We start from the raw sequence: 16,780 nt of genomic DNA on the forward strand, positions 1-16,780 counted from the left end.
CCCTACTGGCCGAACTCGGCGAAGGGCAGGAACTCCAGCGTATCGCCGGCGCGGACCGGCGTGTCGGCCGGCATGCACAGCAGGCCATTGGCCGCGCAGGCGGAACTGAGCATCGCCGAGCCCTGACGCTCCGGGATGGTCGCCACCAGCTCGGTACCGAATTCGACCTGCGCCCGCAGATATTCCGGGCGCCGGTCGGGCTGCGGCCAGTCGAAGCCGGCACGCACGCGCAGTCGGCTGTTGGCGACCTCGCGCGCACCGGCGAGCTTGCGCAGCAGCGGCCGGGCGAACAGCAGGAAGGTGACGAACATCGACACCGGGTTGCCCGGCAGGCCGAGGAACGGCACCTCGCCGACGCGGCCCCAGGCCAGCGGCTTGCCGGGCTTGATGCGCACCCGCCACAGATCGATGCGCCCGAGCTGCTGCACGGCGTGCTTGACGTGGTCCTCCTCACCGACCGACACGCCGCCGCTGCTGATGATCAGGTCGGCCTGCTCGGCCGCTGCCCGCAGCGCCTCGACGGTCGCGGCGCGGGTATCGGCAACGACGCCGATATCGATCGGCTCGCAGCCGAGCGCACGCAGCAGGGCGGTGAGCGTCGAGCGGTTGGCGTTGTAGATGCAGCCGGGGCGCAGCGGCTCGCCGGGTTCGATCAGCTCGTCGCCGGTGACGAGCATCGCCACCCGCGGCCGGCGCAGCAGCGGCAGCGTCGCCAGGCCGATGCTCGCGGCAAGGCCGAGCTCCTGCGCCCGCAGCCGGCTGCCGGCCGCGAGCACATGCGCGCCGCGGTCGAGTTCCTCGCCGGCACGGCGGATGTTCTGGCCGGGACGCAGCGGACCGCGCAGACAGACGCGCTCACCGTCGGTTTCACACAGTTCCTGGATTACCACCGCATCGGCTCCGGCCGGCACGGCGGCGCCGGTGAAGATGCGCGCCGCGCTGCCGGCGGCGAGCGGGCTGCCCTGATGGCCGGCAGCGATGCGCTGGCTCACCGGCAACCAGGTCGGGCCGTCGCCGACGTCGGCGCAGCGCACGGCATAGCCGTCCATCGCGCTGTTGTCGGCCGGCGGCAGGCAGATCGGGGAATACAGCTCGCGCGCCAGCACACGGCCGAGCGCGGCATCGAGCGGCAGGGTTTCGATCTCGCTCAGTGGCACGACATCAGCGAGCAGGCGCTCAAGTGCCCGCTCGGCATCGAGCATGGCGGGCGCGGCTTGCGCGCAATCACAATCGCTCATCGGAAAATCCTCGGGGGGACGGGGAAACGGCGGCATTGTCGGAGCGGCTGTGCGTGCCGCTCCGTGACGGTCATCACGTCCGTCAGGCGCGGGCGGGCAGCAACCGGCGCATCGCCCACAGTCCGAACAGTGGACCCGGTGCAAGCAGCGGCAGCAATTCCCCGATCGGGTAATCCCTTACGAGGGAGCCGAGCAGCTGGATGCTGCCGATGCTGATGGTGAAGCCGATCGCGGTGACCCAGGTCAGCGTCGAACCGAGCAGCGCCGGCGGTGCCGCGCGCGCGGTCAAGGTCGAGAACTGCGGTGAATCGCCGACCACGGTAATGCCCCACAGCAGCAGATAAGCCAGAAAAGCGCTTTGCGACCAGCCGATCGCCAGCGGTGCCAGCAGGCAGCAGCCGCAGGAAACGCTGAGCTGCCAGTAGGCGACACGGGCGCTGCCCAGGCGCCCGCTCAGCTCGCCGCCGATGCCGCAGCCGAGCAGGCCGGCGGCGATCACGGTGAAGCTCCACAGCGGCACGTTGAGGGCGACGTCGTGCTGCAGCGCCCAGGCCTTGAGCAGCGCCGGCACGAAGGCCCACCAGGCGTACAGCTCCCACATGTGGCCGAAATAGCCGAAGGCTGCGGCGCGCAGCTCGCGGCCGCCGAAGATCTGGCGTACCGCGCGCGGATCGAAGCGGGCGCCTTTGCGCAGGTACGGGCCGTCCGGCACCAGCAGGAACATCGCCAGCCCGCCGAGCGCCGCCGCCAGTGACACTGCCGCCAGCACGCCGCCCCAGTGCAGCGTGGTGCCCAGCCCGCGCAGCAGATGCGGAAACGCCGTGCCGAGCACCAGCGCGCCGACCATCCAGCCGAGCGCGCGGCCGAGGCCGCTGGCGAACCAGCCGGCCGCGATCTTCATGCCGACCGGATAGATGCCGGCGAGGCAGAAGCCGGTGGCAAAGCGCAGCAGCAGCAGCGCCTCCAGGCTCGGCGGCAGCGCCACCAGCGCCAGATTGGCACCGGCGCCGAGCAGCGCGCAGCCAAAAAACACCTGCCGCGGCGAGAGGCGATCGGCCAGCGCCAGGATCGCGAAGCACAGCGTGCCGCTGATGAAGCCGAGCTGCACCGCGCTGGTGACGTGGCCGAGAGCGGAGGCGGCCAGTCCCCAGTCGCGCTGCAGCTCCGGCAGGATCGCGTTACCGGCGAACCACAGCGAGGTGCCGAAGAACTGCGCAAGGATGATGACCGGCAGGATGTGCCGGGGGCGTTCGTCACTGGGCATGGTGGTGGGCTCGTTGTCATTGTGGTGATGGACCGGCGGATGGCGGCTGCCGGCGCCAGAATGCGGGGAAATCGCTGGCTTGACCGTTTTTATATCATCATCATTTTTTCAGCGAATAAACCCTCACCAACCTTCTACGCAGCGCTCACAGATCTGGATCCACCCAGTATTTCGTACCCTCGACAGCGCCTTTCGCCATCAGCCCGTCCTTGCTCAGCGGGTAGATGAGAATGCCGTCGCGCGACTCGACGTCGGTGACGTTGCCGCCGACACCGCCGGTCTGTGCCGTGGCGGTGGCGTTGCCGCCGAAGGTCCAGCCCTGGTCGATGAACTGCTTGAGCGTGTCGCGCTTGCGGAAGACCAGTACCAGGCTCATGTCCTTGAAGCCGACGCCGAGACCGACGCCGACGCTGGCCGAGCGCATATAGGTGTCCTTGCCGGTGAGGTTGTCGTGCACCACACCGCGGCCGCCGGCGCCGCCGAGGAACAGCACGTGGACGCCGGTACTGCTGAACACCGCGTAGCCGGCCGAGCCGCGTACCAGCGTCTTCGCCTTGGGCTCCAGCGTGTACAGCGCCTTCAGGGTGCTGGTGCGCATCTCGCGGATCGCGGCGCGGGTGTCGGCGGCCGAGGGGGCATCCGCGGCTGCGGCGGGCAGGCCCAGAGCGAGGCTCAGCAGCAGGGGGAGCAGGGCGCGCAGGCGGCTCATGCGGAATCTCCGGTCGATTGCAGGCGGCTGGCGAAGCGTTCGGTGAGCAGCGGGCCGAGCACCGAGGTGGCGACCATCAGCACGATGACGCTGTTGAGCACGGTCTCGGTGATCAGCCGCTCGCCATCGGCGTTCAGCGTGTTGTAGGCGGTCAGCGCGACCGCGAGCGTTGCCGCCACCTGCGGCAGCGATAGTGACCACATCATCAGGGTTTCGGTGCGGCGGTAGCCGAACAGTTCGCCGCTGATGAGGGCTGCGGCGAGTTTGCCGAGCAGCAGCGCGGCGACGATGGCGGCGACGAAAGGCAGGCTGCTCTGCAGCGTGGCGGCGAACACCGGCACGTCGAGGCGGTAGCCGATGATGACAAAGAAAAACGGGATGAACAGCGATTCGCCGAGGAACTGGATCTTGCTGCGCACGCTGCCGTGACCGATGACGCGGTTGACCGCCAGCCCGGCGAAGAAGGCGCCGACGATGTCCTCCAGCTCGATCGCCTTGGCGCCCATCGCCGCGAACAGCAGGCAGAGCACGGTGAACAGGAACATCGGCACCTCGCGATGGCGGAAGCGGCGCACGAAGCGCACGCCGAGCCAGGGCAGGCCGATCAGCACCAGCACCGCGTACACCGCCAGCTCGCTCAGCTGCACCAGCAGGCTGAGCCAGCTGAAGCCGACGGTATGCACCGAGATGCACACGGCGAGCACCAGCAGCGAGGCGACGTCGGTGAACACGGTGGCGCCGAGGGTGACGGTGACGACCTCGGAGCGCGACAGGCCGAGACGGCTGGCGATCGGCAGGCCGAGCAGGGTGTGCGAGGCCAGCAGCGAGCCGATCAGAAAGCAGGCATTCCAGCCGAAATCAAAGCTCCAGCCGACCAGCACCCCGGCGGCGAGCGGCAGCGCAAACGTGACCAGGCCAAAGCCGAACGAGCGCAGCCGCGTGGCCTGGAACAGCCGCAGATCGACCTCCAGGCCGGCGATGAACATCAGGAACACGCGGCCGATGCTGAGGAACAGCTCGACGGCGCTGCCTTCCGGGTTGCCGATCGCCAGCGCCGAGGGGCCGAACAGCACGCCGGCGACCAGCAGGCCGAGCGCCCCCGGCAGATGCAGGTGCTCGAACAGCGGCGGCATCAGGAATACCGCGACCAGCAGCAGCGTGAAGCGGTCGAGCGGTGTGCCGTGGCGGAAGTAATCGAGCAGGTGCGCCGGCGTCCACTGCGGCAGCAGGTAGGCGGCGGCCATCAGGGCCGCGATGAGCAGGATCCATAAGCGCAGGCGTCGCGACATCGTTGTCACTCGCAGGGATCGGCGCGGCGGCGCCGGCGTTGCGGAGCAGGGACAGGCCCCGCGGTCGCCGAGTATGGTCGAGGCCCGCCTGGCCTGCCACGGACGCCGCTCAGGCGAGCGGGCGGTAGCGGTAGATGCGCAGTGCCGGCAGCAGCGGTTCGTCCTCGATCTGGCGATCGGCCCGGGCGAGGCGGCCACCGGCGCGCGGTTCCGGCGCGGCCAGCGGATGCCGCGGCAGCGCTTCGCCGGGCGCCAGCGGGAACAGGATCGGCAGATGCACATGGATCAGCTGGCGGCGCACGATCTCGCGCCGCGCCGGCGCCGTGCGCCCGCCGCGGGTGCGCTCGACGGTCTCGTGGCCGTCGACGAACACCAGATTGGCGACCAGATTCGGTGCCAGCACCCGCATCTGCGCGACGCGCTCGTGCTCGGGCTGCGCCAGCAGCAGCTGGCGGTAGGGCGCTTTTGCCGGGTGGGGATCGGGCATCGCCTCGACCAGCGCCAGCGCTTCATCACGGCTCAGTGAGCGGATCGAGCGCGAGCCGCTGGCCCAGGAAAATCCCACCCGCGCCGGCGTCTCAGCGAGCAGCGGCACGTGGCGGTAGGCCTGCAGCAGATGCAGCCGGCCGATGCCGCCGGCGGCCAGGGCGCGGGCGACATCGCGATCGCGCACGTGCGCCTCGCGTGCCATTTCCGCGAGCAGGCGCTGGCGCCGCGTCGGTTGCACTTTGAGTGCCTGCACTGCGGCCTTGAACGCATCCTTGGCCTCGTTGCAGCGGGCGGCGAGGGTGCGCGTGTGCGGGTCGCAGCCGATCAGGCCGATGTCGTTGAGCGTCTGCCGCGGGTCGCCGGCGCCTTCACGGTGCCAGATGTCGCGCAGCAGCACGGCGGTGCGCCGGCGGGCTGCGAGCGGCGCCGGCGTGCTGGCCAGCCAGGCCGCCCGCTCGTTGTCAGCCTCGATGGCATCGGCGAGATCTTCGATTGCGTCCTGCATGCGGTGAAAGCATTCGAGCAGGGTGATGCGTTGCGCGCTGTCCATGAGCGGTCTGCCTGCATGATCTGAATACGATGGTTTTTATATCATCATATTTTCTCCATACACCCAAACCAAATTTTTCCTCCCAACTCCTCAAAAAACATCAAACACCAACCGTCTTCACTGCACCAGCGGCGAACCGTCGCCAGCCCCCAGATCGATTCCCGTGATCGTCGCCCGGCCGATCAGAATGCCGAGGTACTGGCGCACGCCGGTCTGCCGCACGCTGCTTTCCAGATATTCGCCGATCTTCTGCTGCACTGACTCGAAGGGCAGGGGACGCCGCGGATAGGCACGGTTGACGCGGATGAGGTGAAAGCCGAAGCGGGTTTCGACCGGCTCCGCGCCGATGCTGCCGGCGGGAATCTGTTCGAGCGCCTGCTCGAACTCGGGCACCGTCTGGCCGGGGCCGATCTGGCCGAGGTTGCCGCCCTGTTCCTTCGATGGGCAGGCGGAGTGGCTGCGGGCGAGCTCGGCGAAGCGGTCCGGCGCAGTCTGCAGCTCGGCGAGCACCGACTGCGCTGCGCTGCGTGCGGCTTCGCGATCCGGCGTCACGCCGGGCGCAGCGGCGAACAGGATGTGGTCGACTTCGTAGAGCGCCGGCGTGCGGAAAAAATCGCGATTGGCCTCGAAGAAACGCCGGCAGGTGTCCTCGTCGGCGGCCGGCACCTGCACTTCGCGGGCGATCAGCGCATCGACGGCGGCATCTTCATCGGTGGCTTCGATGCCGAGGCGCAGCGCTTCCTGACGCAGCAGCTCGCGCAGCACCAGAGCGGTGGCTGCGGCCTGTTCCGCCTGTTCCGGGGTGGCGGCGCGGTGGTGGGCGGTTTCGTCGCGAATGGCGTCGGCGCTGATCGAGACGCCGTTAACGGTGATCGGAGACATGGGCATTTCCTGAAAAGTGGCGAAAAGACGGGCCCGCGGGCGGGGCGGCGATTGTCTCAGCCGCGATGGCCGATGTGTACGGTGCGGTCGAGCGGGCAGACCAGCGGCAGGAATGCCTGCTGGCGCGGTGAGTAGGCGAGCAGCGCACCTTCTTCTAGATCGAAATACCAGCCGTGCAGCGACAGCTGCTGCGCCTCGACGCGCCGGCGCAGCCACGGGTAGCTCAGCAGATTGTCGAGCGAGCAGAGGATGTTGGCCATCTCGCAGGCGCGGCGCTGCTGCTGCGGCGTCTTGTGCGCCAGCTCGCGGCGCACCTGAGCCTTGGCGCGGGCGGCGAAGCGCATCCAGCGGCTGACGAAATCGGTCTCGGCATCGACGACGACATCGTCCATCAGCGCGCGGATGCCGCCGCAGCGTGAGTGTCCGAGGACGATGACGCGCTCGACCTGCAGCGAGCACACCGCGAATTCGATCGCCGAGCTGACACCGGGCGGCGCGTCGGGCGTGCAGGTCGGCACGATGTTGGCGATGTTGCGCACGACGAACAGCTCGCCGGGGTCGCTGCCGGTGAGCAGCGCCGGGTCGACGCGTGAATCGCAGCAGCCGATCAGCAGCGTCGACGGGTGCTGCGATTCGCGCAGCTGCTGGAACAGGCCGTCCTCGCGGCAGTAGTTTTCCTGGAAGCGGCTGAAACCGGCGATGAATTTTTCGAGGTCGCGCATGATCGTGGCCCGCTGGCGGCCATCTGTCTGCGGGAGCGCCCCCGCCGCGTGGCCGCGGACGGCGGGGGCGGGCGCATCAGCGCTGGCGCACCACCTGGTAGGGCCGCTTGATGTAGCCGATCGGCACGCTCCAGATGTGCACCAGGCGGCTGAACGGGAACAGCAGGAAGATCGTCATGCCCAGCAGCAGGTGCAGCTTGAACAGCCAGCCGAAGCCGGCGGCGATCTGTGCGGCGGCCGGGCCGTCGAAGGTGACGATGTTCTGCGCCCAGGCCATCAGCGCCAGCATGTTGCCGCCATCGAGGTGGAACAGCGACACCGGGATGGTCAGCAGGCCGAGGATCAGCTGCAGATAGATCGCCAGCAGGATGACGATGTCCATGCGGCTGGAGTTGGCACGCACGCGCGGGTCATAGAGGCGGCGGCGCACCAGCGCGGTCAGGCCGATGAAGCACAGCGTGCCAAGCGCGCCGCCGGCGACGATGGCGATGCCCTGCTTGAAGGACGGCGAGACGCCGAGCGCATGCCACACCGCCGGCGGTGTCAGCAGGCCGACGAAGTGGCCGAGGAAGATGCCAATGATGCCGATGTGGAAGAAATTGCTGGCGCGGCGGAAGCCGGCGCTGGACAGCATCTGGCTCGAATGCGCCTTCCAGGTGTACTGGTCGCGCTCAAAGCGCAGCAGGCTGCCGAGCAGAAACACGGTACCGGCGACGTAGGGGTAGACGCCGAACAGCAGATCGTTCAGGTGGGACATGGTCGTAGGTCCTGATGCGTGATCGAGTGGGGCCGCGGCGCTTACAGCGGCGCGGCGGCCTGCGGCCGGCGCACGAAGTGCACGGTCTGTTGCGCCGGCTGGCTGGCGCCGCAGCCACCGGGACCGCTGGCGAGGAAGGTGACCTGCTCTTCCTCCCAGATCTTGTCCATCTCGGTGATGCTGCGATCGGGGCCTTCGCCGGCGACCTGTTCACGGATCGCGTCGAGCGTTTGTGGTGTCGTGCCGAGCGCGAGCAGCGCATCGAACAGCACGTGGTAGGGGCTGTGTTGGGCGCTGAGCCGCTCGCCGAGCAGGGCGACGACGTGCATCGCCTGGTCGAGCAGTTCGCGGGCTTCGGCGTCCGGCAGGCTGGCGAGGAACTCCAGGAACAGCGGCAGATAGTCCGGCAGTTCCCGCGCCTTGAGCTCGAAGCCGTGGCGCTGGTAGACCGTCAGCAGGTCGATCATCGCCTGGCCGCGGTCGCGCGACTCGCCGTGCACGTGCTCGAACAGGTGCAGGCTGAACTTGCGGCCGCGGTCGAACTGCTCGACGTAGGCGGCCTGCAGCGTCCAGATGTCGGCGTCCTCCAGCGTTTCGAGGAAGTCGAACAGCCGTTCACGTTCGTGCAGCGGCAGGCTGCGGTCCTCGCGCACGGCCTGTTCCAGTTCCGGAACGGCATCGAGCAGCGCCTGCGTCGGGTAGCTGAGCAGAGCGGAAATCAGTTTCAGGATGCGCATGCTGGCGGCCCTCACTTCTGCGGCTCGACACGGATCGGAATGGCCTTGCGCGTCGTCTGCTTCTTGCCGCCGAACAGATTGGTCGGGTTGGTGCCGCCGGAGCAGCCGTTGCCGAAGCTGAAGCCGCAGCCGCCGCGCTCGCCGAAGGCGTCGTAGGTGGCGCTGGCGTACTCGCGGTGCGAGGTCGGGATGACGAAGCGGTCTTCGTAATTGGCGATCGCCAGGTAGCGGTACATGCTCTCGACCTGATCGAGGCGCAGGCCGACGGCATCGAGCACGTCCTCGCGGATCTCGCCGTCGACGGTCTTGGCACGCATGTAGGCACGCATCGCCAGCATGCGCTTGAGCGCCTGGGCCACCGGCTTTTCATCCCCGGCGGTGAGCAGGTTGGCGAGGTAGCGCAGCGGAATGCGCAGGCTGTCGACGTCGGGGATGATGCCGTTCAGGCCCAGCTCGCCGCTGGCGGCCTTGGCCTGGATCGGCGACAGCGCCGGCACGTACCAGACCATCGGCAGCGTGCGGTACTCCGGGTGCAGCGGGAAGGCGATCTTCCAGTCGATCGCCATCTTGTACACCGGCGACTGCTGCGCGGCGCTGATCCAGGCCTCCGGGATGCCGGCCTTGCGGGCTTCTTCCTGCACCTGCGGGTCGAAGGGGTCGAGGAAGATGTCGAGCTGCGCCTGGTAGAGATCCTTCTCGTCGCGGGTCGCCGCGGCCTGCTCGATGCGGTCGGCGTCATAGAGCAGCACGCCGAGGTAGCGGATGCGGCCGACGCAGGTCTCCGAGCACACCGTCGGCTGGCCGGCCTCGATGCGCGGGTAGCAGAAGATGCACTTCTCGGATTTGCCGGTGTTCCAGTTGTAATAGATCTTCTTGTACGGGCAGGCCGAGACGCACATGCGCCAGCCGCGGCATTTGTCCTGATCGATGAGGACGATGCCGTCTTCCTCGCGCTTGTAGATCGCGCCCGACGGGCAGCTGCCGACGCAGGCCGGGTTGAGGCAGTGCTCGCACAGCCGCGGCAGGTACATCATGAAGGTGTTTTCGAACTCACCGTAGATGTCCTTCTGCACGTTCTCGAAGTTGTAGTCCTGCGAACGCTTGGCGAATTCGCTGCCGAGGATTTCCTCCCAGTTCGGCCCCCATTCGATCTTTTCCATGCGCTGCCCGGAAATCACCGAGCGCGGCCGCGCCACCGGCATGGTCTTCGATTCCGGCGCGTTCTGCAGGTGGGCGTAGTCGTAGTCCCAGGGCTCGTAGTAATCGCCGATGTCCGGCAGGTCGGGGTTGGCGAACAGGTTCGCCAGCACACGCCACTTGCCGCCGATCTTCGGTTCGAGCTTGCCGCTGCTCTTGCGCACCCAGCCGCCGTTCCAGCGCTTCTGGTTTTCCCAGTCCTTCGGATAGCCGATGCCGGGCTTGGTCTCGACGTTGTTGAACCAGGCGTATTCCATGCCCTCGCGACTGGTCCACACGTTCTTGCAGGTCACCGAGCAGGTGTGGCAGCCAATGCATTTGTCCAGATTGAGGACCATGCCGATCTGTGCACGAACTTTCATTTGCTGTTGTCCTCGCCCGGCTCAGTGGGCCGCTGCCGCGGTCGCGTCGGCGGATTCGTCATCCATCCAGTCGACCTTCGCCATCTTGCGCACGACGATGAACTCATCGCGGTTGGCGCCGACGGTGCCGTAGTAGTTGAAGCCGTAGCTCTGCTGGGCGTAGCCGCCGATCATGTGCGTGGGCTTGAGCACGCAGCGCGTCACCGAGTTGTGAATGCCGCCGCGGGTGCCGGTGATCTCGGAGCCGGGCGTGTTCACGATCTTTTCCTGCGCGTGGTACATCATCGACATGCCCTCGGGCACGCGCTGAGAGACCACGGCGCGGGCGGCGATGGCGCCGTTGAGGTTGAAGGCTTCGATCCAGTCGTTGTCCTCGATGCCGGCCTTCTTGGCGTCGATCTCGGAGATCCAGATGATCGGGCCGCCGCGCGAGAGCGTGAGCATCAGCAGGTTGTCGGTGTAGGTGCTGTGGATGCCCCACTTCTGGTGCGGGGTGATGAAGTTCAGCACCACTTCCGGGTTGCCGTTGCTGCGCTGGCCGAGCAGCGGTTCGGCGGCCTTCATGTCGACCGGCGGGCGGTAGGCGCACATCGCCTCGCCGAAGCCGAGCATCCACGCATGGTCCTGATAGAACTGCTGGCGGCCGGTGACGGTGCGCCACGGGATCAGCTCGTGGACGTTGGTGTAGCCGGCGTTGTAGCTGACCTTTTCATCTTCGAGGCCGGACCAGGTCGGGCTGGAGATGATCTTGCGCGGCTGCGCCTGGATGTCACGGAAGCGGATCTTCTCGTGCTCCTTGGGCCGTGCCAGGTGTGTGTGGTCGCGGCCGGTGATCTTCGACAGCGCCGCCCAGGCCTTGACCGCGACGTGACCGTTGGTCTCCGGGGCCAGCATCATGATGGTCTCGGCGGCGTCGATGTCGGTCTCGATGCGCGGACGGCCCTGGCTGACGCCGGCCTCCTGCACCGTGTAGTTGAGCGTGCCGAGTGCGGCGACCTCATCCTGCGTGTTCCAGCCGATGCCTTTGCCGCCGTTGCCGAGCTTATCCATCAGCGGGCCGAGCGAGGTGAACTTGCGGTAGGTGTTGGGGTAGTCGCGTTCGATGACGATGAAGTTCGGCGCGGTCTTGCCGGGGATCAGATCGCACTCGCCCTTCTTCCAGTCGAGCACGTCCGGCATCGCCAGTTCGGCCGGCGTGTCGTGCAGCGTCGGGGCGGCGACCAGGTCTTTCTCGACGCCGAGATGCCCCTTGCAGACCTCCGAGAAGCTGCGCGCGATGCCCTTGAAGATCTCCCAGTCGCTGCGCGACTCCCACGCCGGATCGACCGCCGCCGACAGCGGGTGGATGAACGGGTGCATGTCCGAGGTGTTGAGATCGTTCTTCTCGTACCAGGTGGCCGTCGGCAGCACGATGTCGGAGTACAGGCAGGTGGTCGACATGCGGAAGTCCAGCGTCACCAGCAGGTCGAGCTTGCCGGTGGCGGCCTCGCGCCACTTCACTTCCTGCGGCTTCTCGCCGCCTTCCTCGCCGAGATCCTTGCCCTGCACGCCGTGCGTGGTGCCGAGCAGGTACTTGAGGAAGTACTCGTGGCCCTTGCCGCTGGAGCCGAGCAGGTTCGAGCGCCAGACGAACATGTTGCGCGGGAAGTTCTCCGGGTTGTCCGGGTCTTCGAAGGCGAAGTTGATCCTGCCGTCGAGCAGCTGCTGCTTGAGGTAGTCGGCCGGTGCCTGTCCGGCCGCGGCGGCGTCGGCGGTGATCTGCAGCGGATTGGCGTCGAAGTGCGGCGCGCTCGGCAGCCAGCCCATGCGCACCGAGCGCACGTTGTAGTCGATCTGCGTGCCCTGCCAGTCCTTGGGATCGGCGAGCGGCGAGAGGATCTCGCTCATCGCCAGCTTCTCGTGACGCCACTGGCTGGTGTGCACGTAGAAAAACGATGTCGAGTTCATGTGCCGCGGCGGGCGGTTCCAGTCGAGCGCGAAGGCCAGCGCGGTCCAGCCGGTCTGCGGGCGCAGCTTCTCCTGGCCGACGTAGTGCGCCCAGCCGCCGCCGCTCTGGCCGACACAGCCGCACATCATCAGCAGGTTGATGACGCCACGGTAGTTCATGTCCATGTGGTACCAGTGGTTCATCGCCGCGCCGATGATGACCATCGACTTGCCGTGCGTCCTTTCGGCGTTGTCGGCGAACTGGCGGGCGACGGTGATGACCTGATCGCGTGGCACGCCGGTGATCTTTTCCTGCCAGGCCGGGGTGTAGGGCACGTCGTCATCGAAGCTGGCGGCGACGTTGCCACCGCCGAGGCCGCGGTCGATGCCGTACTGTGCGAGCGTCAGGTCGTAGACCGTCGCCACCAGCGCGCTGGAGCCGTCGGCCAGCGTCACCCGCTTGGCCGGCACGTTGCGCAGCTGCACGGCGTCGTGCGTGGTGCAGGCGAAGTGCGGGTGGCGGGTGGCGCCGAAGTAGGGGAAGGCGACCGCCACCACCTCGTCGCGGATGTCGTTGACCGACAGCCGCAGCCGCGTCTCGGCACCCGTCAGCGCTTCTCTGGCTTCGAGGTTCCACTTGCCGACCAGCTCGCCCTGTTCGCCCCAGCGAAAGCCGATCGAGCCGTTCGGCACCAGCAGGTTGCCGCTCAGCTCATCGAAGGCGAGCGTTTTCCACTGCGGGTTGTTGGCCTGACCGGCCTCGCCGGCGAGGTCGCTGGCGCGCAGGAAGCGGCCGTTGACATAGCGGCCGTCGGCACGCGCATCGAGGCGTACCAGCATCGGGAAGTCGGTCTTGCTGCGCACGTAGTCGGTGAAGTACTCCGATTGACGCTCGACGTGGAACTCGCGCAGCACCACGTGGCCCATCGCCATCGCCAGCGCGGCATCGGTGCCCTGCTTGGGGTGCAGCCAGAGGTCGGCGAACTTGGAGGCTTCCGAGTAGTCCGGGCAGACCACCACGGTCTTGGTGCCCTTGTAGCGGACCTCGGTCATGAAGTGGGCGTCGGGCGTGCGCGTCTGCGGTACGTTTGAGCCCCACATCATCAGGAACGTGGAGTTGTACCAGTCGGCCGATTCCGGCACGTCGGTCTGCTCGCCCCAGACCATCGGCGAGGCCGGCGGCAGATCGCAGTACCAGTCGTAGAAGGAGCCGCAGTTGCCACCGATCAGCGACAGGTAACGGCTGCCGGCGGCGTAGCTGACCATCGACATCGCCGGAATCGGCGAGAAGCCGAAGATGCGGTCCGGGCCGTAGCGGCGGATGGTGTAGGCGTTGGCGGCGGCGATGATCTCGTTGACTTCATCCCACTGCGCGCGCACGAAGCCGCCGAGGCCGCGCTGGCGCTTGTATTCGGCGGCCTTGGCCGGGTCTTCGACGATACTGGCCCAGGCATCGACCGCATCGCGGCCCTTGCGCGCCTCGCGCCACAGCGCCAGCAGCCGCGCGCGCACCATCGGGTATTTCACGCGGTTGGCGCTGTACAGATACCAGCTGTAGCTGGCGCCGCGCTGGCAGCCGCGCGGCTCGTGATTGGGCAGGTCGTCGCGGGTGCGCGGGTAGTCGGTCTGCTGGGTTTCCCAGGTGACCAGGCCGTTCTTGACGTAGATCTTCCAGCTGCAGGAGCCGGTGCAGTTCACGCCGTGCGTCGAGCGCACGATCTTGTCGTGCTGCCAGCGCGCACGGTAGGCGTTCTCCCAGCCGCGGTCTTCGGCGGTGACGACGCCGTGATCGCCGGAAAACGTGTCCTGAACTCGGTTGAAAAAGTTCAGGCGATCCAGGAAGTGACTCATCTTGTCATCCTCTTCGGGGGGCTCGCCCATGCGTTGATGCCGTCGTGTCCGCTGTCGCCGGGTGGCTCGCTGCGGGGCTGCCGCAAACACTAACTGCATGAAGCACAAGGAAATTGACGTTCATCAATGCAGACCGGAAGAGGGATATGGCACGGCCGCGTGACTACCACCTGCGGATCACCGGGAGCATGGAGCTAAGCCCGCGCCGGGGCAGGATTTATCGGTCATGCCGCATTGCGCAAAAAGCTGGAACGGCGCATTGGGGGTAGAGGCGCCGCCTACCTCCAATGTGCCGACGAAAAAAAGGCCCCGACGAGCGGGGCCTGGCGCGGGAGGGCGAGGCAGGAGAAATCAGGCGTTGCGCATGCGCCGCAGGAAGTCCTCGACGATGTCGTTGAGGCGCGCGGCTTCACTCGACAGCGCCGAGGCGGCGCGATCGACTTCGGCGACGGCGGCGCGCGTCTGCTCGGTGGTGCGCGAGACCACGCCGATGCCATCGGCGGCGCCGCGCGTGCCGGCGGCGGCTTCGTTGACGCTGTGGGCGATCTCGGCGGTGGCGGTATTCTGCTCCTTGACCGCCGCCGCGATGGTGGTCACCACCTCGCGGGTATCGCTGATGACGCCGCCGATGTTGCGGATCTCGCCGGCGGTATCGCGCACCACGCGCTGCACCTCGGCGACCTGCTGGGCGATGTCCTGCGTCGCCGAAGCGGTCTGGCTGGCCAGACTCTTGACCTCATTGGCAACGACCGCAAAGCCCTTGCCGGCTTCACCAGCCCGTGCGGCCTCGATGGTGGCGTTGAGCGCCAGCAGGTTGGTCTGCGCGGCGATCGCCGAAATCAGATCGACCACCGCGCCGATCTTGTCGGCGACCGAGGTCAGGCCGAGCACCTGCTGATCGGCCTTGGCCACCGACTGCACCGCCTGCTGGGTGATTTCGGTGGATTTGCCGACCTGACGGGCGATCTCGCGGATCGAGGCCGACAGCTCCTCCGAGGCCGAGGCCACCGTCTGCGTGCTCTCGTTGGCGCGGGCCGAGGCATCGGCCGCCTGCGTCGCCTGTTCGCGGGTCTGATCGGCGGCGCGGCTGAGGCCGGCGGAGGCGCTGCTCATGCCGCGTGCCGCCTGCGTCAGCGCCTCGACCACGCCGCGGATGCCGGTTTCCAGCTCATCGGCCATGCGTGCCAGCGCCGCGCGGCGTTCACTTTCCAGGCGCTGGCGGTTGGCCTCGCGTTCTGCCTCGGCCTGGCGCTGGTGCTCGGCGCGCTCGGCTTCGGCCTGGCGTTCGCGTTCGGCGCGTTCTGCCTCGGCCTGACGCTGGCGCTCATGGCGTTCACGCTCGGCCTGTTCCTGCAGGCGCAGGCGCTCGCGCTCGGCCTCGGCGATATCGGCCGACATCTTGCGCAGCGCCGCGGCGAGCTGGCCGGTTTCGTCCTCCTGCGTGACTTCGAGCTGCTGATCGAGGCGGCCGGCGGCGACGCCTTCGGCGAAGCGCGTACTGGCGATGATCGGCCGGGCGATGGTGCGCGCGGCGAACCACATGCTGGCGACACCGAGCACCAGGATCGCCAGCGCCACCAGCATCTGCACCAGCATGTCGGAGCGTGCACGCTCCTGCAGCGTGGTGGCGAGGTGCGCGGCCTCGGCCATCGCCACCGCGCGCGGCACCGTCATCACCACCGACCACGGCGTTTTGGTGCGGCCGAGCAGGATTGGCTCGAAGACGCGAATCAGCGGACTGCTCTCGTTGTCGATCAGCTGGCTCTGGCCGCTGCGCACGATCTCGGCATCCCGCGCCCATTCCGGGTCGAGGGGCTCGTAGGAGCTGCCGATCAGCTCGGGATGGTCGCTGGCGGCCACCACCAGGCCCTCGTTGCTGACGATCGCCACTTCGCCGTTGCCGGCATGGATCATCTCGTCGGCCTTGTTGGCGAGCTGCTGCACGAAGGCGAGATCGAAGTCGGCACCGGCAACGCCGCGGAATTTGCCCTCGATGAGGATCGGTACCGACATCGTCGCCAGGTACACGTGCTTGCCCTGCACGATGTAGGGCAGCGGGCCGAGCACGCTTTCCAGGCCGCTGGTCTGCGGGCCGAGGTACCAGGCGCCCTTGACCAGGCCGTTGGGATGGCGCTCGCGGCTGTCATATTCCACCAGCGGCTGTACCGCGATGTGTCCCGTACTGTCACGGGTCCAGTACGACAACACGCGTCCGCTGGCATCCGAGCCGAGCAGGCGGCGGTTGACGTAATCGGCGTCGGCGCCGTCAAGCGCATTCGGCTCCCAGGCGCTGTAGGTGCCGTTGAAGCGCGGATTGTCCTTGAGCACGCTGAGCAGGATGGCGTTGAGCTGGCGACGGCGCTCGCCGACCGGTGAGCCGCCGGCGTCGACCGCGATCTGCTCGAAGGCCCGGGCCATGTTGCGTGCTGCGCCGAAGGCAGTATCCAGTTCCGCGCGGATGACGCCGGCCTGGGCTCTGGCCAGCGCCTGCAGCTGTTGACCGCTTGACCGGCGCAGCAATTCGCCGACGCGCTCCTGCACGGCATGTTGCGACTGCTGCGTCGCAAAAGTGGAATAGCCGACCAGCGCGATGGCGGTTCCGAGCAGGCACAGACCGGCGAGTCCGGCGATCTTGAGCTGGAGGGAGCGTATTTTCATGGCGGTCCCGGAATGTTAGGGGGGCGAAAGTCGGTAAAGCCGCCGTTGTCCAGCAAGACGCAGGCCAGCCACCGGGGTGACACCTCAGGGCCCAGCCTAGACAAAAGCCGCAGGCCCCGCGTGAAGAAGCTCGCGGGGCCTGCGGCAGG

Annotated in this window: 12 protein-coding genes; all 12 read right to left on the reverse strand. The window is 67.7% G+C overall.

The features are described 5' to 3' along the window. Positions 1 to 2 precede the first annotated feature (2 nt). The 12 genes from C7443_RS11885 to C7443_RS11935 all read right to left on the reverse strand — a co-directional run bounded on the left by C7443_RS11885 (position 3) and on the right by C7443_RS11935 (position 16,631). On the reverse strand, positions 3 to 1,238 hold the full coding sequence (locus tag C7443_RS11885; RefSeq protein ID WP_246004637.1) for a molybdopterin molybdotransferase MoeA: 1,236 nt from the start codon (positions 1,236 to 1,238) through the stop codon (positions 3 to 5). Positions 1,239 to 1,320: 82 nt separating this feature from the next. Continuing rightward, positions 1,321 to 2,502, reverse strand: coding sequence for an MFS transporter (locus C7443_RS11890; protein WP_110018836.1), 1,182 nt, complete (start codon positions 2,500 to 2,502; stop codon positions 1,321 to 1,323). 145 nt (positions 2,503 to 2,647) lie between these two features. Next, positions 2,648 to 3,211, reverse strand: a complete 564-nt coding sequence (locus C7443_RS11895) for a lipid-binding SYLF domain-containing protein (protein ID WP_110018837.1) — start codon at positions 3,209 to 3,211, stop codon at positions 2,648 to 2,650. After that, positions 3,208 to 4,500, reverse strand: a complete 1,293-nt coding sequence (locus C7443_RS11900) for a cation:proton antiporter (protein WP_170123595.1) — start codon at positions 4,498 to 4,500, stop codon at positions 3,208 to 3,210. The genes C7443_RS11895 and C7443_RS11900 overlap by 4 nt, the downstream gene beginning before the upstream one ends. 109 nt (positions 4,501 to 4,609) lie before the next feature. Next, complete coding sequence (locus C7443_RS20130) at positions 4,610 to 5,539, reverse strand: hypothetical protein (RefSeq protein WP_170123596.1); 930 nt, start codon at positions 5,537 to 5,539, stop codon at positions 4,610 to 4,612. A gap of 117 nt (positions 5,540 to 5,656) precedes the next feature. Further along, on the reverse strand, positions 5,657 to 6,421 hold the full coding sequence (locus C7443_RS11905; protein WP_246004638.1) for a peptidylprolyl isomerase: 765 nt from the start codon (positions 6,419 to 6,421) through the stop codon (positions 5,657 to 5,659). Between the two features lie 56 nt (positions 6,422 to 6,477). Next, entirely contained in the window at positions 6,478 to 7,143 is a 666-nt protein-coding gene (locus C7443_RS11910) for a carbonic anhydrase (protein ID WP_110018840.1), read from the reverse strand. A 76-nt stretch (positions 7,144 to 7,219) separates the two neighbouring features. After that, on the reverse strand, positions 7,220 to 7,900 hold the full coding sequence (gene narI, locus C7443_RS11915; RefSeq protein WP_110018841.1) for a respiratory nitrate reductase subunit gamma: 681 nt from the start codon (positions 7,898 to 7,900) through the stop codon (positions 7,220 to 7,222). Positions 7,901 to 7,941: 41 nt separating this feature from the next. After that, positions 7,942 to 8,637, reverse strand: coding sequence for a nitrate reductase molybdenum cofactor assembly chaperone (gene narJ / locus C7443_RS11920; protein WP_110018842.1), 696 nt, complete (start codon positions 8,635 to 8,637; stop codon positions 7,942 to 7,944). Positions 8,638 to 8,648: 11 nt separating this feature from the next. Then, the gene (gene narH, locus C7443_RS11925) at positions 8,649 to 10,196 is read right to left on the reverse strand and encodes a nitrate reductase subunit beta (protein WP_110018843.1); all 1,548 of its coding nucleotides are present in this window, start codon (positions 10,194 to 10,196) and stop codon (positions 8,649 to 8,651) included. A 21-nt stretch (positions 10,197 to 10,217) separates the two neighbouring features. After that, positions 10,218 to 13,973 carry a nitrate reductase subunit alpha gene (locus C7443_RS11930; protein ID WP_110018844.1) on the reverse strand — a complete coding sequence of 1,252 codons (3,756 nt, stop codon included), beginning with the start codon at positions 13,971 to 13,973 and terminating at the stop codon, positions 10,218 to 10,220. Between the two features lie 351 nt (positions 13,974 to 14,324). Further along, a complete protein-coding gene (locus tag C7443_RS11935) occupies positions 14,325 to 16,631 on the reverse strand; it encodes a methyl-accepting chemotaxis protein (RefSeq protein ID WP_110018845.1) in 2,307 nt (768 codons plus the stop codon). Positions 16,632 to 16,780: the final 149 nt, after the last annotated feature.

Source organism: Plasticicumulans acidivorans, assembly GCF_003182095.1.
Lineage (GTDB): Bacteria > Pseudomonadota > Gammaproteobacteria > Competibacterales > Competibacteraceae > Plasticicumulans > Plasticicumulans acidivorans.